General features: G+C 37.7%; 21 protein-coding genes. All 21 read left to right on the top strand.

What is annotated here, in order from left to right; translation table 11 throughout:
- Positions 1–6: 6 nt before the first annotated feature.
- Genes BUB91_RS17385 through BUB91_RS17485 form a run of 21 tightly spaced genes read left to right on the top strand, consistent with a single transcriptional unit; the run spans position 7 to position 20,183 of the window.
- The gene (locus tag BUB91_RS17385) at positions 7–801 is read left to right on the top strand and encodes an AlbA family DNA-binding domain-containing protein (RefSeq protein ID WP_034886838.1); all 795 of its coding nucleotides are present in this window, start codon (positions 7–9) and stop codon (positions 799–801) included.
- Positions 802–805: 4 nt separating this feature from the next.
- Positions 806–1,522 (top strand): lycopene cyclase domain-containing protein, encoded by a 717-nt coding sequence (locus BUB91_RS17390; RefSeq protein WP_034886837.1) that lies wholly within the window; start codon positions 806–808, stop codon positions 1,520–1,522.
- 4 nt (positions 1,523–1,526) lie between these two features.
- Entirely contained in the window at positions 1,527–2,042 is a 516-nt protein-coding gene (locus BUB91_RS20675; RefSeq protein WP_051931021.1) for a hypothetical protein, read from the top strand.
- 28 nt (positions 2,043–2,070) lie between these two features.
- Entirely contained in the window at positions 2,071–2,532 is a 462-nt protein-coding gene (locus BUB91_RS17400; protein ID WP_034886836.1) for a universal stress protein, read from the top strand.
- A gap of 34 nt (positions 2,533–2,566) precedes the next feature.
- Positions 2,567–3,922, top strand: a complete 1,356-nt coding sequence (locus BUB91_RS17405; RefSeq protein ID WP_034886834.1) for an NAD(P)/FAD-dependent oxidoreductase — start codon at positions 2,567–2,569, stop codon at positions 3,920–3,922.
- 7 nt (positions 3,923–3,929) lie between these two features.
- Entirely contained in the window at positions 3,930–5,285 is a 1,356-nt protein-coding gene (locus tag BUB91_RS17410; RefSeq protein ID WP_034886832.1) for an APC family permease, read from the top strand.
- 18 nt (positions 5,286–5,303) lie between these two features.
- Positions 5,304–6,317, top strand: a complete 1,014-nt coding sequence (locus tag BUB91_RS17415; protein ID WP_034886831.1) for a type II glyceraldehyde-3-phosphate dehydrogenase — start codon at positions 5,304–5,306, stop codon at positions 6,315–6,317.
- 11 nt (positions 6,318–6,328) lie between these two features.
- A complete protein-coding gene (locus BUB91_RS17420) occupies positions 6,329–7,390 on the top strand; it encodes a class I fructose-bisphosphate aldolase (RefSeq protein WP_034886829.1) in 1,062 nt (353 codons plus the stop codon).
- A gap of 12 nt (positions 7,391–7,402) precedes the next feature.
- Positions 7,403–8,761: a dicarboxylate/amino acid:cation symporter gene (locus BUB91_RS17425; RefSeq protein WP_034886827.1), complete on the top strand. Its 1,359-nt coding sequence runs from the start codon at positions 7,403–7,405 to the stop codon at positions 8,759–8,761.
- Entirely contained in the window at positions 8,758–9,678 is a 921-nt protein-coding gene (locus BUB91_RS17430; RefSeq protein ID WP_034886825.1) for an alpha/beta fold hydrolase, read from the top strand. The genes BUB91_RS17425 and BUB91_RS17430 overlap by 4 nt, the downstream gene beginning before the upstream one ends.
- Entirely contained in the window at positions 9,665–10,639 is a 975-nt protein-coding gene (locus BUB91_RS17435; protein ID WP_034886823.1) for an ATP-dependent 6-phosphofructokinase, read from the top strand. Before BUB91_RS17430 ends, BUB91_RS17435 begins: the two co-directional genes overlap by 14 nt.
- A gap of 3 nt (positions 10,640–10,642) precedes the next feature.
- Positions 10,643–11,911 carry an MgtC/SapB family protein gene (locus BUB91_RS17440; protein ID WP_034886822.1) on the top strand — a complete coding sequence of 423 codons (1,269 nt, stop codon included), beginning with the start codon at positions 10,643–10,645 and terminating at the stop codon, positions 11,909–11,911.
- Between the two features lie 10 nt (positions 11,912–11,921).
- Positions 11,922–12,911 carry a 2-hydroxyacid dehydrogenase gene (locus BUB91_RS17445; protein ID WP_034886821.1) on the top strand — a complete coding sequence of 330 codons (990 nt, stop codon included), beginning with the start codon at positions 11,922–11,924 and terminating at the stop codon, positions 12,909–12,911.
- Positions 12,912–12,953: 42 nt separating this feature from the next.
- A complete protein-coding gene (locus tag BUB91_RS17450; protein ID WP_073100509.1) occupies positions 12,954–13,727 on the top strand; it encodes an SDR family oxidoreductase in 774 nt (257 codons plus the stop codon).
- A 24-nt stretch (positions 13,728–13,751) separates the two neighbouring features.
- Positions 13,752–14,588 (top strand): universal stress protein, encoded by an 837-nt coding sequence (locus BUB91_RS17455; protein ID WP_034886816.1) that lies wholly within the window; start codon positions 13,752–13,754, stop codon positions 14,586–14,588.
- Positions 14,585–15,427: an ATP cone domain-containing protein gene (locus tag BUB91_RS17460; protein WP_034886815.1), complete on the top strand. Its 843-nt coding sequence runs from the start codon at positions 14,585–14,587 to the stop codon at positions 15,425–15,427. Before BUB91_RS17455 ends, BUB91_RS17460 begins: the two co-directional genes overlap by 4 nt.
- 38 nt (positions 15,428–15,465) lie before the next feature.
- Positions 15,466–15,720: a hypothetical protein gene (locus BUB91_RS17465; protein ID WP_034886813.1), complete on the top strand. Its 255-nt coding sequence runs from the start codon at positions 15,466–15,468 to the stop codon at positions 15,718–15,720.
- 14 nt (positions 15,721–15,734) lie between these two features.
- Positions 15,735–17,111 carry an MBL fold metallo-hydrolase RNA specificity domain-containing protein gene (locus BUB91_RS17470; RefSeq protein WP_034886812.1) on the top strand — a complete coding sequence of 459 codons (1,377 nt, stop codon included), beginning with the start codon at positions 15,735–15,737 and terminating at the stop codon, positions 17,109–17,111.
- Between the two features lie 28 nt (positions 17,112–17,139).
- Complete coding sequence (locus BUB91_RS17475; protein WP_073100510.1) at positions 17,140–18,642, top strand: thymidine phosphorylase family protein; 1,503 nt, start codon at positions 17,140–17,142, stop codon at positions 18,640–18,642.
- 6 nt (positions 18,643–18,648) lie between these two features.
- Positions 18,649–19,542 (top strand): ribose-phosphate pyrophosphokinase, encoded by an 894-nt coding sequence (locus BUB91_RS17480; protein WP_073100511.1) that lies wholly within the window; start codon positions 18,649–18,651, stop codon positions 19,540–19,542.
- Positions 19,539–20,183, top strand: coding sequence for a hypothetical protein (locus tag BUB91_RS17485; protein WP_073100512.1), 645 nt, complete (start codon positions 19,539–19,541; stop codon positions 20,181–20,183). The genes BUB91_RS17480 and BUB91_RS17485 overlap by 4 nt, the downstream gene beginning before the upstream one ends.
- The last annotated feature ends 3 nt before the right edge of the window (positions 20,184–20,186 follow it).

Genomic DNA, 20,186 nt, shown 5'->3' on the forward strand with positions numbered 1-20,186 from the left:
AAGTAAGTGACCTATACCACGCAACATATTAAAACAATAATTGTACAGATACTTATTTGGGCAGGTATTTTCTACTTCTTGGTACACCCTTTCACAATGGTGCTCTATTGGTTTGAGTACAGCAATACGGCATTCTCATTTTCCTTGTTTCAAGACGTTTTAAAAACTCGTTTTTTAGAGTCTTTCTCTTTTGATATGAGGGGAATGGGTGGTTTGCTCACGCTTTTAGGAATTTTTCTAGGTACAATCTCAGGTCTGTTTTTCATAACCATTAAGCAAAAGAATAAGCTTATCGGCACACAACAACGATTGCTAATTCGTGATATTGAAGCATTGATACAAGCCGGTGAAAACGTAATGGTGGAGTTCAAGTCTTCCATACGCTATGACTATTATCGAAAAACAACCAATAAGGAACTGGAGCTGGTTATTGCTAAAACTATCACTGGTTTTATGAATGCAAAGGGTGGCAAACTAATTATTGGTGTAGATGATGACGGAAATGTTTTAGGATTAGAAAAAGATTATAAAACACTTAAACACAAGAACAGGGATGGTTATGAGCGGGAAGTTTTCAGAATCATTTCTACACAATTAGGTCACGAGGCTTGTTTCAGTAATCATATTTCATTCTATAGTTTAAATGAAAAAGATGTGTGTTTAGTAGATATCGAACCTTCTGAAAAACCTGTTTATGTTAGCGATACCGAAAACACCACCTTTTATGTTCGTACTGGCAACGCCACCTATCCACTTACGGTCAAGGAGGCAGTTAATTATTTAGAAACTAGAAAAATATAAAGTTATGCAATACATCTGGTTTATATGGTCACTTATCATTCTCGCTCTTTGGGTAGTTATCTATCTATCTAAAAAAGGAGTTAGAAGAGAAATGCTCAAAATGAGCCTAATTACGATGCCCTTTGGTTTAACAGAACCGTTGTTTGTACCAGAATATTGGTTTCCACCTTCGCTTTTTGATTTGGCCGAAAAAACAGGCTTCGATATCGAAAGTTTGATTTTCTCTTTCGCAATAGGTGGAATTGGCACTGTACTCTACAACCTTATTTTTAAAAGAGGACTTGCCGAAATACCACATAGCGAACGAAGTCATAGTAGGCACCGATTGCATATTTATATACTTTTTATACCAGCAGCTGTATTCATCATTCTGGCGCTTTTTACGTCGCTCAATCACATTTATTGCGGCATTATAGCTTTGTTCATAGGTGGATTGGCGACTCTTTATTGTCGCCCAGATTTAAAAGGAAAGATTTGGGTTGGGGGAATTCTGTTTACGGTATTGTACTTCATTTATTTCGGAAGCATCCTTCCGTTCTATCCTCAATATGTGGAGTTGTACTGGAATCTAGACAACCTGACCCATATTCTTGTCTTGGGCATTCCTATTGAAGAATTAATGTTCGCCTTCACTTTTGGGATGTATTGGTCTGGATTGTATGAACATATCTATTGGCGAAAACTCATTCAAACTGAAATAATTATTCCACTTAAAGATTAACACTATGAAACGAATACACTCAAATCAAAAAAACAATGCTATCCAAGTTGTAGCCATTAAGAACCCAGTAAGAAAGATATACCAGGTATCCATCGCTATATTGTTCCTTCTACTGCTTTCAGCAGTAGTTCTATCCTGTTCTGGCAAGAAAAAAGATGTTGCAGAAAGCGTAACACAGCCAACTGTTGAAACATCCCAAACAGCAAATGAGGCCATTATATCAGCCCAAAATTATGAAATCGTTCCCAACGAAAAAGTCTGTATGGTCAATGACCGATTTATGGGTGTGTCACAAATACCTATTGACGTCAATGGAACTATCTACTATGGTTGTTGTGAAAATTGTGTTGAAAAGTTACAGAAAAATCTAGATGATGTTCGCTTTGGGAGTAATCCACTAAATGATACAAAAGTTGATAAAGCTTCAGCAATTATTGTTCAAGATAAAAGTAGCGGAAGTGTTTTTTATTTCGCTTCCATAGTAGATGCCCAATCATTTATAAATAAGAATAAAGGATAGGAAATCTTTATTCATAAAAATTCAAGTTATGAAAATAGTGTTAGCCATAGATGGTTCTGATTTTAGTAAACTAGCAGTAAAAGAACTTGCAAAATTACCCTTACAAAATGAAAGTGAGGTCTGCATTATAAACGTGTATGAACATCCTGCGATATCAACACCATCATTAATTACATCAACAAGTTCTATTAATTCCTACTACAAAGAGTTTTTATCAAACGCTGAAAAAATAGGGAAAAAGATTGTTTCCGAAGCTGGTAAAGTATTGAAAGAAAAAAATAGCTCACTTCGTATAACAACAAATGTTGTCAGCGGTCTTCCTAAAAAAGAAATTTTGGAAAAAGCGGAATCTTTTGATGCCGATTTGATTGTAGTGGGTTCGCAAGGGCAAGGCGCATTTTCACGTCTTTTATTAGGTTCCGTTTCACAGTATTTAGCAACACACGCCAAATGTTCAGTAATGATTGTAAAAGACAAGGACGCAAAGTAAACTATTGCTAATACCAATGATATAAAAATTAAATATGAACGCTAACCACTCAAATAATAATACAAAAGAATCTGCTTGCAAAGTAACAGATGAAATCTGCCTTCCAGACTCTAATTTACCTCGTGTTATTATTATAGGTGGTGGGTTTGCAGGTTTAGCGTTGGTTGAAAAACTGAAACACAAAGAGGTGCAGGTGGTACTGTTCGATAAAAACAACTTCCACCAGTTTCAGCCCTTATTTTATCAAGTGGCAACGAGTGCTTTGGAACCTGATAGTATTGTATTCCCTTTCAGAAAACAAATTAGTGGTTATAAAAATGTATTGTTTCGTTTAGCTGAAGTCGAGGAAATCCAACCTTCTACAAACACAATTATAACCAATAAAGGAAGAGTTCACTTCGACTATCTCGTATTGGCAACGGGTACAACAACTAATTTTTTTGGTATGGACAATGTCGAGTCCCATAGTCTTGGGATGAAAAACATTCGCGATTCTTTAAATATTCGCCATATGATGCTGCAAAATCTGGAACAAGCTGCAATCACTTGTGATGATAAAGAACGTGATGCCTTAACAAATTTCGTCATCGTTGGCGGTGGTCCCGCTGGTGTGGAAATGGCAGGAGCTTTGGCAGAATTCCGCAAATATATTCTTCCCAAAGATTATCCAGAATACCCTTCTTCCATAATGAACATCTATTTAATTGAAGCCATTGATGAGCTTTTAAGTACGATGTCAGACAAGGCATCATCAAAAACGCTAGAATATTTGAAGGATTTGGAGGTAAAGGTATTACTCAATGAATCGGTAAGCAATTACGATGGTTCACAGGTTGTCACAAATTGTGATAAGATTATTTTAACAAAAAACCTAATCTGGACAGCTGGTGTGAAAGGACAGTTTCCAAAAGGTATTGATAAAAAACACGTGGTAAAGGGTAACCGCTTAAAAACAGACTCATTTTTAATGGTAGAAGGCTACAAAAACATTTTTGCCATAGGCGATATAGCGGCTGTAATTACAGAAGAAACGCCAAAAGGACATCCGCAAGTAGCACAAACAGCTATTCAGCAAGGTAAATATTTAGGTAATGTATTATTGAAAATTATTAAGGATGAGGGTGTGAACTCTTTCGAATATAAAGACAAAGGTTCATTAGCTACAGTAGGGAAACGTAAGGCAGTAGCTGATTTGGGCAAATTCAAATTTGCAGGTTATTTCGCTTGGCTATTATGGTCAGTTGTACACTTATTATCCATAAGCGGATTTAGAAATAGATTGATGGTTGGTTTTAATTGGGCGGTAAGCTATTTCACTTATGAAAAGAGCAACCGCCTAATTATTAGAAATTTTAAACCAAAACCGTCGGTTAATAACATAAAGAAATAATTTACGAATGAAAGACACAACAGATAAAAACAATAAGCTTTCCTTAATAGGGTCTATATCTCTAGGAACTGGTGTAATGATTGGTGCTGGCATATTTGTTCTTATGGGACAAATAGCGGAGTTAGTTGGAGATCTGTTCCCGATTGCCTTTATTGCGGGAGCTGTTGTTGTGGGTTTCAGCTCTTATTCCTACGTAAAGTTCTCAAATGCTTTTCCATCCTCTGGAGGTGTGGTTAAGTTTTTCAATAAATCCTATGGACCTGGAACGACAACCGGTGTCTATTCTTTACTAATGTATGTTTCAATGGTCGTTGCACAAAGTTTAGTTGCAGGAACCTTTGGCGCTTATACCCTTCGATTATTCCCAGAAAGTTATGCTGGTTATGCATCCATACTTGGTATTCTACTTTTGGTAACAGCTTATATAATAAATATTCTAGGAAATAAAGTAATTGGAGCAACGGCCACTTTTACAGCAATTATTAAAGTAGGTGGTATTGCACTACTTGCGATTGCAGGTCTGGTAGCTTCTGGATTTGCGGATATTACAGGAGACTATATCCCACAAAATACCGAAACCTTACCACAAGGGTTCGGCTTTGTAGCGGCATTGGCATTATCAATCCTTGCCTATAAAGGGTTCACAACAATAACGAATCAAGGTGGAGACATCAAAAATCCACACAAAAACCTTGGAAGATCCATTGTGATTTCTATTCTTATCTGCACACTTATTTATGTAGCCTTGGCACTTGCTGTTGCAGGCGGTTTAAGCATTCCTGAAATAATAAAGGCAAAAGATTATGCTTTGGCAGCAGCAGCCGAACCTGTTTTTGGGGAATGGGGCTTATGGTTTACTATAGCAATCGCTATTGTAGCAACCTTTTCAGGGGTTATCGCCAGTGTATTTTCGGCATCGCGCTTATTGGGGATGTTGAGTAATATGAAACAAGTACCCTCTTTAAAAAGGATAGGTAATTTTAAAAATCCAGCGCTCATATTCACGGTTTCCCTTGCCATTTTACTCACTGCCCTTTTCGATTTAACAAGAATCGCTTCTATAGGAGCTATTTTCTACCTTATTATGGATATAGCTATCCATTGGGGGCTTTTTCGCTACCTAAAAAACGAGGTGAAATTTAAACCCATCATTCCGTTAATAGCTATTGTAATGGACACGGTAGTACTGGCAGCCTTTCTATATATAAAATATCTGAATGATCCAATGGTGCTCATCGTAGCAGCAATTGGAATTATCCTGATTCTCATTGCGGAACGTTTTTTTATGATTTCGCATACAGACGATGATGGCAATATGCCTATGGGAATGGAGAATACAAATAATAAAAACAACAAATCATAATTAATTAAAACAATTTATATGAAAAATATAGCAGTTATAGGATACGGAGTCATCGGAAAAAGGGTGGCCGATGCCATCAATCTACAGGACGATATGAAGCTTTCGGGCGTGTGTGATATCATAAGCGATTGGCGCATTCAAAATGCCGTGAGAAAAAAGTACGATATCTACGCAGCAACTCAAGAAGCAGAAGACAGAATGAAATCCGAAGGTATTTCAGTAAAAGGCGATATGCACGACCTGTTGAAAAAATCAGATCTCGTTGTGGACTGTACCCCTAAAAAGATTGCGGCTCAAAATGTAGCAATTTATAAAGAGCAAAACATCAAATTTATTTTACACGGAGGCGAAAAACACGAAACAACAGGCCATTCCTTTAGTGCTGAAAATAATTATCAGTCTGCTCTAAATCTAGATGCTACACGTGTAGTTTCCTGCAACACCACTTCTATTTTAAGGACGTTGACCGCTTTAAAAAGAGCCAATTTATTGGATTATGCCAGAGGTACACTTTTAAGAAGAGCAACAGATCCTTGGGAAAGCCATTTAGGTGGTATTATGAATACGATGGTTCCTGAAAAAGACATCCCGAGCCACCAAGGTCCTGATGCTAAAAGCGTTGACCCAGATTTGGATGTCATCACTGCCGCAGTAAAAGTTCCAGAAACTTTAAGCCATATGCACTATTGGAATGTGAAGTTAAAAAAACAAGCCTCGAAAGAAGAAGTGCTGAATGCTTTTAAGACATCTAGTCGTATCAAGCTAATTCAATATGACAAAGGCCTAGTTTCTAACAACACTATCAAGGAAATGTTTTTGGATATGGGAAGACCTTGGGGCGATATGTATGAAGTAGCCCTATGGGAAGATATGCTGAAGGTAGTGGGGGATGAACTTTTCTACGCCTATGTGGTAGACAACCAAGCAATTGTTATACCCGAAACTATTGATGCCATTAGAGCACTTACAGGAATTGAAACAGATGGTGCCAAATCTATCGCTAAAACAAATGAAAGTTTAGGAATTCATTAATCATTAATACAATGAAAATAGACATAAATATTACACAACTGTTAGGGGAAAAAGCAGACTTCTATTTGAATCACGTTTGTGAAAAAATAACCAAGGATGAATTGCAAACCCCAAGTAGAACAAGCCTAGATAAGGTATTTACCCAAAGCAACAGAAATCCGCAGGTACTGCGAAGCCTTTCGCAATTGTATAACCACGGAAATCTTGGTGGTACAGGCTACTTGAGTATCCTTCCAGTAGACCAAGGTATCGAGCATAGTGCAGCTTTTTCTTTCTATAAAAATCCGGATTATTTTGACCCAGAGAATATCATAAAACTCGCCATTGAGGCCGGTTGTAATGGTGTGGCTTCCACCTTCGGTGCTTTGGGATTGAACGCTAGGAAATACGCCCATAAAATCCCGTTTATCGTAAAGATTAATCACAATGAACTGCTCACATTTCCTAATAAATATAACCAAACTTTATTTGGTAAAGTAAAAGCTGGGTGGGATATGGGAGCAGTTGCTGTCGGTGCTACTATATATTTTGGTTCCGAAGAAAGCAATAGACAGCTTAAAGAAATAGCTGAAGCTTTTGAAGAAGCCCACAATTTAGGTATGGCTACCATTTTATGGTGCTATACCCGAAATGAAGCTTTCAAAACTGGAAAAGAAGATTATCACGCTGCTGCCGATGTAACAGGGCAAGCAAATCATATTGGGGTAACCATTCAGGCAGATATCATTAAGCAAAAATTACCTACAAATAACTTTGGTTTCAAAGAAATCGGTTTTGGAAAATATGATGATGAAATGTATGAGACGCTGACAACAGAACATCCCATCGACCTATGCAGGTTGCAGGTGGCTAATTGCTTTATGGGAAAAATCGGATTGATTAATTCCGGTGGTGGCTCTAAAGGTAAGTCTGATTTGGTGGAGGCAATAACAACTGCCGTTATCAATAAAAGAGCTGGTGGCTCTGGATTGATAATGGGAAGAAAAGCGTTTCAAAAGCCCTTCGGCGAAGGCGTGGAAGTATTACAATCCGTTCAGAAAGTTTATTTGGATACTAAAATTAGCATTGCATAACAATAAAAAAGAATGTTCGACACAGAAGTAAAATCACTTAAATCATTCAATCACTACCTCTCAAAATTGGTAGAAAGTCGTCTATGGCTAAAGGTTATCATTGCCTTATTTTTGGGTGTTGGTTTTGGATTGCTGTTAAGTCCTCAAAACGGGTGGATTACTAAAGAAACAGCAGACATCGCAGGGAATTGGCTGGCATTGCCTGGCGTACTTTTTCTAAAACTGGTTCAAATGATTATGATTCCTTTGATTGTGGCTTCTATCATCACAGGAATCGCAAGTAATGAAAAGGACAGTCTAAAAAAATTGGGTGGTGGCGTTTTATTATATTTTCTAGGCACTACCATAGTTTCGGTAAGTTTGGGTGTAATACTATCTCAAATTTTTAGACCTGGTCGCTTTTTACATCAACAGGCTCTAGCTGAACATAATGAAATTACTGCTGCTCCAACGGAAAATCCCGAGCTTTCCTTCGGCCTTGAAACTATTCCAGATGCCATATCAAACTTACTTCCAGAGAACCCTTTAGCATCTATGGTTAGTGGTGAAATGTTAAGTATTGTGATTTTCACAATCATTATTGGTGTAGCTGTGCTATCACTTGAAAATGCCTTACTGCGCCCAGTGAAGCTTCTTTTAAGTGCCATTCAGGAAGTCTGTATGACAGTAGTAAAATGGTCAATGCTTCTAGTACCTATTGCTGTTTTCGGACTAATGGCGCAGCTTACCTCTAGTGTTGGTTTAAGTTCTTTATCAGGTTTAACGTACTATGTTGGGGTAGTACTTCTCGGTCTTCTTTTATTGGTAATTTTCTATTTGGGACTCATCGTACTTCTCGGAAAGAAAAACCCATTGCATTTCCTAAAAAAAATAAGGGATGTTCAATTATTGGCTTTTTCAACCACAAGTTCTGCCGCTGTGATGCCCTTATCTCTAAAAACCGCCGAAGAAGAACTAAAAGTGGACAAGACTATTAGCAATTTTATCATACCTATAGGGGCGACCGTCAATATGGATGGTACTGCACTATATCAAACTATTACAACTCTTTTTATTGCCCAAGCTTACGGACTGGAAATGAGTTTACTCAATATTATAGTGGTCATTGTAACTATTGTCGCTGCATCCATTGGTACACCTGCCATTCCAGGAGGTGGTGTGGTTATACTCGCTTCTGTTTTGGGAAGTGTCGGCATACCTGCTGAAGGCATCATCATTATCATTGGTGTAGAAAGACTCTTGGGAATGTTTAGGACTGCTGTAAATGTAACTGGTGATTTAACTGCCTGTATGGTCTTCAATAGATTCTATGGTAAAACCCCAATCTTGGTTAGTGAGAAAACGAATAATAAATCAATTACAAAACAATGACATTACTACTCATATCCATAGTGTTCATTCTTCCTGTTGTGGCTATTGCCAGCTATCAGCATTATAAGATTGGTAAGCAACCAGCTTATGATGCCAAAGAAACACTGTTGAATTATGAAATAATAGGCTCTGGAGAAAACAAACTTGTTTTGTTACACGGTTTAACAGGCTCATTGCATTATTGGAAACGCAATTTAGAAAGTATTACAACTACGCATAAGCTACTTTTAGTCGACCTGCTAGGTTTTGGTGATTCGCCAAAACCACAAAGTGATTATTCCCTTTCAATACAATTGCAGGCCCTTGAATTGATTCTTAACAAAGAAGGATTCAATGATGGAAATATCATTATTGCAGGACATTCTATGGGAGCTATGATTTCATTAGCAATATTGGAAAAGCAACCAACTTGGTTCAAGGCAGGAATTTTTATAAGCGTACCTGTTTACAAGAACGCTGATGAGTTTAAAGAAATTATGTCTTCTCATTCCTTTGTAGATAGGATTTCAACAAGCAAATTCTCAAAATACATTTGTATGATTCATCCCATATTTATGTCACGTGCATTCAAGCCTGATAACCTCACGGATGATGTCTATGAAGATGCAAAAAAGCATCATTGGATGAGTTATTATTATTCTCTCACAGAAGTCATCCTAAAAACAGATTTATATGCGATTACAAAGAAAATTAAGGATAAAGATGTGCTCTTTATTCACGGAGAAAAAGACACTACTGCACCTTTAGAAAATGCCTTAAAATTATCGAGGGAATTTAAAAACGCAAAAATAATTACTTCATCTGAAGGAGACCATCAGTTCTTTCTGAAAGAAGCAGAATTTGTTTGGAACACTATTAAAGATTTTACTATTTCTGAAAAAAAGTTACAAAAAACCATATCCAATGAGCACGAATAAAATTAAACATATAGGCGTATTCACATCTGGAGGCGATAGCCCTGGGATGAATGCTGCACTATACGCCATTGCCAAATCCGCTGAAGCAAAAGGCATAAAAATAAGTGGTTTTCGAAAAGGGTATGAAGGGTTGATAGATGGTGATTTGGTTCCATTAGCATCACACGAACTAAAAAAAATAACCCAAAAAGGCGGTACCATTCTAAAAACAGCAAGAAGCAAACGATTTCTGGAATTGGAAGGTCGTAAAAAAGCATTGCAAACTCTAAAAGCAAACAACATAGATGCTTTAATTGCTATTGGTGGCGATGGCACTTTTAAAGGTCTATTAGCTTTTTCAGAAATATGCGGCATTCCGTTTATAGGCATTCCTGGCACTATAGACAACGATATTTTTGGTGCAGATTACACCCTTGGTTTTGATTCGGCTGTAAACACTGCCATTGAAAATATTGATAAAATAAAAGATACTGCCGAATCCCATAACCGCGTATTTATTGTTGAAGTAATGGGAAGGGATTCAGGCTACATCGCTATTCATTCAGGATTAATGGTAGGTGCCGATTCCATCCTTATTCCAGAGAGTGGAAAGGACTTTATTTATCTATTGGACAAGGTTAAGAATTACGATAGTGAAGATGCCTTCCTTGTCGTGGTTTCTGAAGGTGATGAACTAGGTGCAGAACTGGTTTCCTCAAAAATAAAGGAAGTCAATCCCAATGTCGATTTACGAATTACGAAACTCGGCCACGTCCAGCGAGGCGGAAATCCGTCAGCTTTAGATAGAATGTTAGGCATTAGACTTGGAGTGGCAGCTGTAAACGCAATTTCACAAGGTAAAAAGAACGCAATGGTTGGAATTTTAAATAATCAATTGCATCTAACCCCTTTTGAAGAGGTGGTCAAGCAACATCAAGTAGATAATGAATTGTATGAACTTTTAGAATTATTTGGAAAGTAAGAAATGATAGAAGCCTTTAAAAATATCAACCCATTTATCCTCGGACTGCTCATCAGTCTGGGTATTGGCCTTATTCTTGGGCTGGAACGTGAATACGATAAATTGAAGGAAGAACAAGGCTTTGCAGGTATAAGAACCTTCCCAATTGTTGCCATTATTGGTTTTATATTGGGAAATCTTTCCACAACCTATACACCTTGGTTGGTCATTATAATTGCAGCAGCATTTCTTTTGTTTCTGTCTTTGAGTCATCTTTCCATAGTACAAAAGCATATTATGACTGGTATTACCACCAATATGGCATTATTCGCTACTTTGATTTTGGGTGTTATGGTTGCTAATCATTTGCATAAGGAAGCAGTTGCTACTGCGGTTATCATAGTTACTCTGTTATCATTGAAAACGACATTTAATACCTTCATTAAAAATATTACTTCCGAAGAGCTTTTCGCCTTTATTAAGTTTTCAATTATTGCGCTTCTTATTTTGCCTTTCTTACCAAATCAAGATTATGGTCCAGAGGGATTGCTTAACCCTTTTGAGATTGGAGCGATAATAGTGATAGTGTCATTTCTGAATTTCATTGGTTACTTTCTTGTAAAATATGTAGGTTCTAAACGTGGTATTCTGCTCACTGCTATTTTAGGCGGATTGATTTCAAGTACCGCAGTAGCTTGGATATATGCTTCGCGAAGTAAGGAATCGCCAGAACTTTCAAAAGAATATGCTGCGGGTATCATTATAGCTTCCGCAATTATGTTTCCCAGACTTGCGATTCTGGCCTATATTTTCAATAGTGCCATACTTTTAAATTTAGTCATTCCATTTACTATTCTTACCCTTATCTGCTTGATAAGCGCACTCTTATTCATCAAAAAGAATACAGATGTCACAAAAACAGCTATCAATCTGGGTAATCCGCTCAATATTTGGAACGCCCTTGGGTTTGGTGGTATTTATGTGGTCATCCTATTTGCAGTTTTTTATGGAAATCAATTTTTTGGCGAAAGCGGTTTATACTATTCAGCCCTAATTGCAGGATTGGCAGATACGGATGCGATAACTATCAGTATGGCAAAATTTGGGTCATTGGAAGAAAAACTCACGCTGGCCACCAATGTCATTATAACAGCAACTATAAGCAATATGATTGTAAAACTTGGTATTACCTATTTCAAAGGTTCTAAAAAGACTGGGAAACTCGTGATGCTAATTTTTGGAACTGTTGTCATCGTAGGGTTTGTATATATTTTAATACAGTTAGGAAATTAAAAAAAGTGAAATGAAAACAACAGTATTCAGCACGCATAAGTTTGAAGAGCCGTATCTCGTAAAAGCGAATGATGGCAAGCATCAATTAAAGCTGCTTGAAAGTCGTTTAACTCAAGAAACTGCTATTCTCGCAACAGGTTCTAAAGCAGTAAGTCTATTTACGGGCGATGATGCCTCGGCACACATTCTTGAAAAATTCAATGCTTTTGGCGTAAAATATATTGCTCTGCGTTCAGCAGGATTCAATCACGTGGATTTAGCAAAAGCAGCTGAACTGGATATGAAGGTGGCACGTGTTCCAGCCTATTCCCCTTATGCCATTGCAGAGCATACAATGGCACTCATACTTGCATTAAACCGAAAATTGATTAAAGCACACAACAGGGTTCGTGACCAGAATTTCTCATTGAACGGTCTTACCGGTTTCGACCTCAATGGAAAAACCGTCGGCGTTATCGGGACTGGAAAAATTGGGTCTGTATTGGTAAAAATACTACACGGTTTTGGTTGTAAAATACTTGTTCAGGATGTCATTGTGGATGAAAATTTAATCAATTCCTACAATGTAATCTATACCAATTGTGAAACTATTTGTAAGCAGTCCGATATCATAAGCTTACACGTACCACTAACGTCTTCAACGAAACACTTGATTGATGCAAAACATATTTCATTAATGAAGCAAGGCGTAATGCTTATCAATACAAGTCGTGGAGGATTGGTCGATACCAAAGCTGTTATCGAAGGATTGAAAACTAAAAAAATTGGGTATTTCGGAATAGATGTGTATGAGGAAGAAGAAGGATTGTTCTTTGAAGACCATTCCGATGACATTTTGCAAGACGATGTGATTGCCCGATTAATGACCTTCAACAATGTTTTGATAACCAGTCATCAGGCCTTTTTAACCGAAACTGCATTGACAAATATTGCTGAAACCACAATATATAATCTGGATTGTTTTGATAAAGGCAAAGTTTCAGGAAACGAAGTTTCTTGATTAAGAAGCAAAAAATAGTAGTAACACTTAAATCTTAAAATTATGAATCGAGTAAAAAATAAAGTAGCCATTGTCACAGGAGGTGCCTCTGGTCTAGGGAAATCAAGTGCTATTTTATTAGCACGTGAAGGAGCAAAAATCGTTGTTACAGATATAGATGAAGAAGATGGAAAAAAGGTAGTCCAACAAATCAAAGCTAACGGTGGGGAGGCTATATTCATTAAACAAGATGTATCCAAAGAAGATGAATGGAAAAATGTCATTGAGACCACGCTCAAAACTTTCGGAAAATTACACATATTAGCTAATTCTGCCGGAATAGGATTAGGTGGAACTGTAGAAGAAGTTACCCTTGAAGATTGGAAAAACCTCATAGATGTAAACCTAAATGGCACTTTTTTAGGTACTCAGTATGGTATAAAGGGTATGAAGGAAACTGGAGAAGGTGGTTCCATTATCAACTTCTCTTCCATTGAAGGACTTATCGGGGACCCTAACCTACCTGCTTATAACGCAAGCAAAGGCGGTGTTACCATATTCACGAAATCTGCTGCCCTGCATTGTGCAAGACAAGGCTACGGAATCCGTATCAATTCTATACATCCTGCTTATATCTGGACACCAATGGTAGAAAATTTTCTGAAAGCTCAAGGTAATGTAGAAGAAGGCAAAAAGCATTTAGAAAGTTTGCATCCTGTTGGCCATTTGGGAGAGCCTGATGATATAGGCTATGGAGTCGTCTATCTAGCTTCGGATGAATCCAAGTTTATGACTGGTTCTGAATTGGTAATCGATGGTGGCTATACCGCACAATAACAAACTACCCTAAAACAAAAAATTATGAAAAATATACTTGTACCTACCGATTTCTCTGAAAACTGTACTAAAGCTGCACATCTCGGGATTAAAATGGCAAAAACATACAATGCAGAAATACACTTTCTACATCAAATGACAACACCTGTGGATTGGGTAAAATTAGACAAACTCAAAGAAAAGCGTTATCCAGAAACCTTAAAGCAAATAGGTACTGCAAAGGCTAATTTACGTGAACTCGAAAAAATAGCAGAACACGAAGGTCTTAAATGCCGAACCTTTCTTCAGTTCGATTCAGGACAAAAAGATATTTTGGAACATTCTGGTCATTTCCATCACGACTTTATCATTACAGGTAGTAGCGGAACAAAGGGTCGTGTACGGGAGATAACAGGCAGTAATGTTGAGAAAATTGTCCGAAAGGCTAATGCCCCGATTATTGTGGTCAAAGAAGAGGAAGTAACATTTCCCTTTAAGGACATTCTGTTCGTATCAAATTTTGAAGAAGATGTGAGTCATCCGTTTCAAGCGGTGCTTTCAATAGCTGAAAAATGCGATGCTAAAATTCATTTGTTACGTATAAATACAGAAACAGACTTTAATAGTATCAACGCTGGATTAAACCCTGTCAAGCAATTTCTTGAAAAGTTTCCCGCCTTAAAAAACTTTTCTATGAGTGTTCATAACGAATCTTCAGTAGAGGCAGGTATTAATACATTTTTAAAACATCAGCCAGCAGATTTAATTGCGATGAGTACCCACGGAAAGACAGGTTTTTTGAGCCTATTTTCAAAAAGTATTGCCGAAGGTGTAACCAATCATTCAGAACTTCCTGTAATGACCATACATATTAAAAAATGAAACATCCAATAAACATAGTAAAATATTCGGGCGACGTGGTAGCCTTTGATGTGGATAAACTTATCAATTCATTAAGACGTTCGCAAGCAAGTGAAGAATTGATTCAGCAAATAGTAGGGCAAGTTGAAGACCAATTATATGAAGGCATTACCACCAAAAAAATCTATCAAATGGCATTTAAAATGCTAAAAGGTAAGTCGAGAGTAAGTGCTTCAAAATACAAACTCAAAAAAGCCCTGATGGAATTAGGTCCTTCTGGCTTCCCATTTGAGAAGTTAGTAGGCAAACTACTGGCACACGAAGGATTTTCAACACAGGTTGGTGTAATAGTTCAAGGCAATTGCGTTCAGCACGAAGTGGATGTAATAGCCCAAAAAGACAATACCCATTATATGATTGAATGTAAATACCACAGTGACCAAGGTCGCTTTTGCAACGTTAAAATTCCCTTATATATCCACTCAAGATTTTTAGATGTTGAAAAACAATGGAAACGTCAAAAAGGTCACGAAGCCAAGCTTCATAAAGGAGGCGTTTACACCAATACACGATTTACAAGTGATGCGGTGAAATATGGTAAATGCGTGGGGCTATTATTGACAAGTTGGGATTATCCAATTGGTGACGGTTTAAAAGACAGAATAGATAAATCGGGGCTGCATCCATTAACAGCATTAACAACACTTACCAAAGCTGAAAAAACAAAACTATTGGATGAAGGTATCGTACTCTGTAAAGAGCTTCACGAAACCCCAAAAATTTTAGAACAAGTAGGAGTGCCAAAATCAAGACACAAAAAGGTTCTCGAAGATTCAAGAGAATTATGTGAAATTCATTAGAGCACTACTTAAATTTTTAATCTAAATAAATAGGACAAATGAAAACAGAAGAACTGAAAGAACAGAGCCGTATAGATTTAGAGCCATTTTACCAAGCATTGGAAGATGATTCTAAACTACTTGAAGAAGCCCTCGAAATATTATTGGGTATGGTACACTTCGAGCCTAAATCCGTAAAGAAGTTGGCACTCGTAATAAAAGAGGATTCCCGCAATCTATATAACGAAATAGCGGAATTGAGCAAATCGAACCAAGACAAAGGAAATACGCCTTCCTGTTGTGGTGGACATTAATAAATACTATAACGATGAAAAACAAAAAAATAAACATCCACTTTTTGGGAGCGGCAGGCACCGTGACTGGCTCAAAATATTTGGTGGATACAGGAGATAGAAAGATACTTATAGACTGTGGCCTCTTCCAAGGGTTAAAGGAATTACGCCTTAAAAACTGGGAGTACCCACCTGTTAATGTAGGTGATATTGATGCTGTTTTGCTTACCCACGGTCATATGGACCATACAGGTTATTTACCCAGATTGGTAAAACAAGGCTTCAATGGCCCCATTTATGGTACGAATCCTACTTTGGACATTGCAAAAATCATTTTGAATGATAGTGCAAAAATACAGGAGCAAGAAGCCGAACGTGCCAATAAGGAAGGCTATTCCAAACATAGTCCCGCAGAACCATTATACGATTTAAAGGATGTAGAAAAAACTATCCCACACTTTAAAGGAATTCCACAATCACAATGGATTCCGTTATTTGATGGTATTAGGGCTCGCTTCCAATACAACGGACATATTCTTGGTGCAACCTATATTGAGTTAGATATACACGGAAAGCGTTTTGTCTTTTCAGGAGATATTGGAAGAACCAATGATTTATTGCTCTATCCACCCCTGAAACCAAAAAAAGCCGATGTGCTTTTCATTGAATCTACTTATGGTGGAAGGTTTCATCCCGATGAAGTGGAAGCACTTCCGCAGATTGAAAAATTGGTCAACGAAACCATTAATAGAGGAGGAAGCTTATTTGTCCCAAGTTTTTCGGTAGAACGTGCCCAGCTAATGATGCTCATCTTTTGGAAATTATTGAAAGAAAAGAAAATCCCCAGAGTACAAATGATTATGGACAGCCCGATGGGTGCCAATGTATTGGAACTGTTTCATAGAACTCGCGATTGGCACAGATTGGAGGACAACGAATGTGACGAAATGTGTTCTCACTTTACGGTCGTAAGCAGTTTTCGGGAAACAATGGAATTAAGAACAGACAACAAGCCAAAAATCGTGATTGCAGGAAGCGGAATGCTCACAGGCGGAAGAATGCTCAACTATCTCGAAACCCAAGCGCAAAATCCAAATAACACCTTGCTTTTTGTGGGCTATCAAGCCGAAGGCACACGTGGTAGAAAATTATTGGAAGGTGAGAAAGAACTAAAAGTCTATGGAAAATGGGTGCCGTTTCATATGGAAGTTGCTGAAATCGAAGGGCTTTCGGCACACGCAGACCACGCTGAACTTATGGATTGGATGCGCAAAATAAAAAATAAGCCAGAGCGGGTTTTCATTGTACACGGTGAAAAAGAAAGTGCAGAAGCATTACAAAAGGGCATCAAGGAAACCTATGGGTGGGATGCAGAAATTCCGCAATTATACACCATCGAAGAAATAGAATAAATCGAAAAATCACAACAATCAATAAAATATGGACACACACTCAAACATATTAAAATATAAACATCTCGGAATCTATACCCAAAACGAAAATGTAGTGTATATGCGCGAAGATTGCCACGTCTGTATTTCAGAAGGGTTTGAGGCACTTACCCGAATAAGAATATCCAATGCAAATAAATCAATCGTAGCAAGTCTTAATGTCCTGAATTCTGATATTCTGTTGCCCAATGAAATCGGACTATCAGATGCTGCTGCGAAAAAACTGAATGTTTCCCCAAATGATACATTATATGTTTCCCATTTAGAACCAATTGAATCTTTAAGCCACGTCAGAGCGAAAATTTATAATCAAAAACTGGATTATTCAGCATTTAATGAAATCATAACCGATATAGTTGAAGGCGATTATTCCAACATCCACCTTTCGGCATTTATTACGGCCTGTGCAGGTGACCGACTGGATATTGACGAAATATCTGACCTTACCAAAGCAATGATTGCTTCTGGTAAGCAAATGAATTGGGACAAAGAAATTGTGGTCGATAAACATTGCATTGGCGGATTGCCTGGAAATAGAACCACCCCATTAGTGGTTGCTATTGTCGCTGCGTATGGACTTACAATGCCTAAAACATCCTCACGCGCCATCACTTCGCCAGCAGGCACAGCGGATACTATGGAAGTACTGACTAATGTGGCGCTTTCTTTAGAAGAAATAAAGACCGTGGTAGAAAAAGAAGGCGGTTGTTTTGTTTGGGGCGGAACAGCCCAATTAAGTCCTGCGGATGATGTGCTCATCAAAATTGAAAAAGCCTTGGATATTGATAGTGAAGGGCAGCTCATTGCTTCGGTACTCTCTAAAAAAGCAGCAGCTGGTTCCACTCACGTGGTCATTGATATTCCCGTGGGTGAAACCGCCAAGGTTCGCAGTACCGAAATGGCTCAAAAACTAAAAAATCATATGGAAACCGTTGGGACATCTGTTGACTTGAATGTAAAAGTTGTAATCACAGATGGCTCACAACCTGTCGGAAGGGGTATCGGCCCCACTTTAGAAGCCATTGATATTTTAAAAGTTTTGAAAAATGAAGCAGATGCACCAAAAGACCTAACAGAAAGAGCATTGCTTTTAGCCGCTGAACTAATAGAGCTTTCTGGCAAAGTAGAAAAAGGGAAAGGGTTAGTAACCGCACATCAAATTCTCACATCTGGTCAGGCTTATAAAAAATTCCTTGCTATTTGTAATGCGCAAGGTCGCTTTTCAAAACCTGTTTTAGCACCCTATAAAACCGAAATTAGAGCAGAAACCTCTGGGAATCTAAAGCGAATAGATAATAGGAAGATTGCAAAACTCGCCAAGCTTTCCGGCGCACCGCAGTCTAAATCGGCTGGGATTCTTTTGAATGTCCATTTGGGAGAACCAATTGAAGAGAACCAATTGCTATACACTATATATGCCGAATCCAAAGGCGAACTTAATTATGCTTTAGAGTATAAAAACAACCATAATGACATCATAACTATAATTTAAAAAACTATGAAAACAATATTATTCAGTCTTCCCGGAAACGAAAAACTCACAGAACTAATGGCTACAAAAATGGATGCCGAAGTTGGCAAAGCCACTTTGCGCAACTTCCCTGATGGAGAATCCTATACACGTATCTTATCTGATGTTAAAGACAAATGTGTTGTACTGGTATGCACCTTGCACGAACCAGACGAAAAACTATTGCCCCTTTATTTTTTAAGTCATACAGCCAAATCATTAGGGGCAATGTGCACCTGTTTGGTAGCGCCCTATTTGGCATATATGAGGCAGGACAAAGTATTTAATGAAGGCGAAGGGGTAACTTCTGGTTTCTTCGGAAAATTGATTTCAGGTTTTGCCGATAGCATTACCACGGTTGACCCTCACTTGCACAGAATTAGTTCATTAGGAGAAGTGTATCAAATTCCAAATAAAGTAATTCACGCTGCCGATGCTATTTCAGATTGGATAAAGGAAAACATCGAAAACCCAGTACTTATCGGTCCCGATTCTGAAAGTGAACAATGGGTTTCTGAAGTTGCTAAAAATGCAGGAGCACCATTTATAGTATTACAAAAGGTGCGTCACGGTGACCGTGATGTAGAAGTCTCTGTTCCTGATGTGGACAAATACAAAGATGCCACACCTATTTTGGTAGATGATATTATTTCTACGGCGCGAACGATGATTGAAACCGTGGTGCATTTGAAAAAAGCAGGGATGAGACCACCTATATGTGTTGGTATTCACGCCGTTTTTTCAGGTAATGCCTATCAAGATTTGTTGGATTCCGGAGTAGAAAAGATAGTGACCTGCAATACCATTCCGCATCCGTCCAATGGCATAGATTTAAGCGATATACTGGCAAAAGAGGTAAAGAAATTAATGCACCATATATGAGAAGTCGAATCTTCATAGTACTGATTATTTTATTCAGCATCACAATGACTGGACAAACTGAAATGCTTATTGGGCAGATTTCAGGCAGATTGGTCATTCGTGAGAATTTTGATGAAAAAGGTGCTTTTCTCAATAAACAAACTTTTGAAGCTGGTAAAACAATAGAGAAAAATGGATACTATGAAATTAAGGTGGTTACGGAATTGTTTGATAAAGACAAAATAGCGACCGATAAATACACCACAACCTATCGCTGTAAGCCTGATGAAGCCAGTATAATGGTAATGGCATTTCCATTTTCAAACCCAAAATCAAAAGAAACCGAAATTAATACAACTTCTAAAAAATTTAAAGAACTCTACGACTTGAAAAATCTTGAAAATATAGAACTGGAAATGAGTTTTGATTCGGGCTTGTTGAATTTTTTTGGCTCAAAAAGTACCATAAAAATTTACGACCGAAAATTTAATAATAGCGAAAATAATATTAATTCAAAAATTAACATTAAGGCCTATGCCTTGGGAATTCGCATTAAGCAACTCAATTATACTGTTAACGAGAAATTAAATGCACAAGGTCTATTGACCTTTCAAAAATTTACCGAAGAAGACAACAGTTATTTTACAATGACTTATAAATAAAAA

The sequence above is a fragment of the Leeuwenhoekiella marinoflava DSM 3653 genome (genome assembly GCF_900129005.1).
Taxonomy (GTDB): Bacteria; Bacteroidota; Bacteroidia; order Flavobacteriales; family Flavobacteriaceae; genus Leeuwenhoekiella; species Leeuwenhoekiella marinoflava.

Coding starts and splice junctions, on each gene's coding strand:
- BUB91_RS17465 (WP_034886813.1), top strand. CDS start 15,466: ATGAAAACAGAAGAACTGAAAGAACAGAGCCGTATAGATTTAGAGCCA.
- BUB91_RS17410 (WP_034886832.1), top strand. CDS start 3,930: ATGAAAGACACAACAGATAAAAACAATAAGCTTTCCTTAATAGGGTCT.
- BUB91_RS17430 (WP_034886825.1), top strand. CDS start 8,758: ATGACATTACTACTCATATCCATAGTGTTCATTCTTCCTGTTGTGGCT.
- BUB91_RS17450 (WP_073100509.1), top strand. CDS start 12,954: ATGAATCGAGTAAAAAATAAAGTAGCCATTGTCACAGGAGGTGCCTCT.
- BUB91_RS20675 (WP_051931021.1), top strand. CDS start 1,527: ATGAAACGAATACACTCAAATCAAAAAAACAATGCTATCCAAGTTGTA.
- BUB91_RS17485 (WP_073100512.1), top strand. CDS start 19,539: ATGAGAAGTCGAATCTTCATAGTACTGATTATTTTATTCAGCATCACA.
- BUB91_RS17415 (WP_034886831.1), top strand. CDS start 5,304: ATGAAAAATATAGCAGTTATAGGATACGGAGTCATCGGAAAAAGGGTG.
- BUB91_RS17480 (WP_073100511.1), top strand. CDS start 18,649: ATGAAAACAATATTATTCAGTCTTCCCGGAAACGAAAAACTCACAGAA.
- BUB91_RS17440 (WP_034886822.1), top strand. CDS start 10,643: ATGATAGAAGCCTTTAAAAATATCAACCCATTTATCCTCGGACTGCTC.
- BUB91_RS17455 (WP_034886816.1), top strand. CDS start 13,752: ATGAAAAATATACTTGTACCTACCGATTTCTCTGAAAACTGTACTAAA.
- BUB91_RS17390 (WP_034886837.1), top strand. CDS start 806: ATGCAATACATCTGGTTTATATGGTCACTTATCATTCTCGCTCTTTGG.
- BUB91_RS17420 (WP_034886829.1), top strand. CDS start 6,329: ATGAAAATAGACATAAATATTACACAACTGTTAGGGGAAAAAGCAGAC.
- BUB91_RS17470 (WP_034886812.1), top strand. CDS start 15,735: ATGAAAAACAAAAAAATAAACATCCACTTTTTGGGAGCGGCAGGCACC.
- BUB91_RS17400 (WP_034886836.1), top strand. CDS start 2,071: ATGAAAATAGTGTTAGCCATAGATGGTTCTGATTTTAGTAAACTAGCA.
- BUB91_RS17405 (WP_034886834.1), top strand. CDS start 2,567: ATGAACGCTAACCACTCAAATAATAATACAAAAGAATCTGCTTGCAAA.
- BUB91_RS17445 (WP_034886821.1), top strand. CDS start 11,922: ATGAAAACAACAGTATTCAGCACGCATAAGTTTGAAGAGCCGTATCTC.
- BUB91_RS17460 (WP_034886815.1), top strand. CDS start 14,585: ATGAAACATCCAATAAACATAGTAAAATATTCGGGCGACGTGGTAGCC.
- BUB91_RS17435 (WP_034886823.1), top strand. CDS start 9,665: ATGAGCACGAATAAAATTAAACATATAGGCGTATTCACATCTGGAGGC.
- BUB91_RS17475 (WP_073100510.1), top strand. CDS start 17,140: ATGGACACACACTCAAACATATTAAAATATAAACATCTCGGAATCTAT.
- BUB91_RS17425 (WP_034886827.1), top strand. CDS start 7,403: ATGTTCGACACAGAAGTAAAATCACTTAAATCATTCAATCACTACCTC.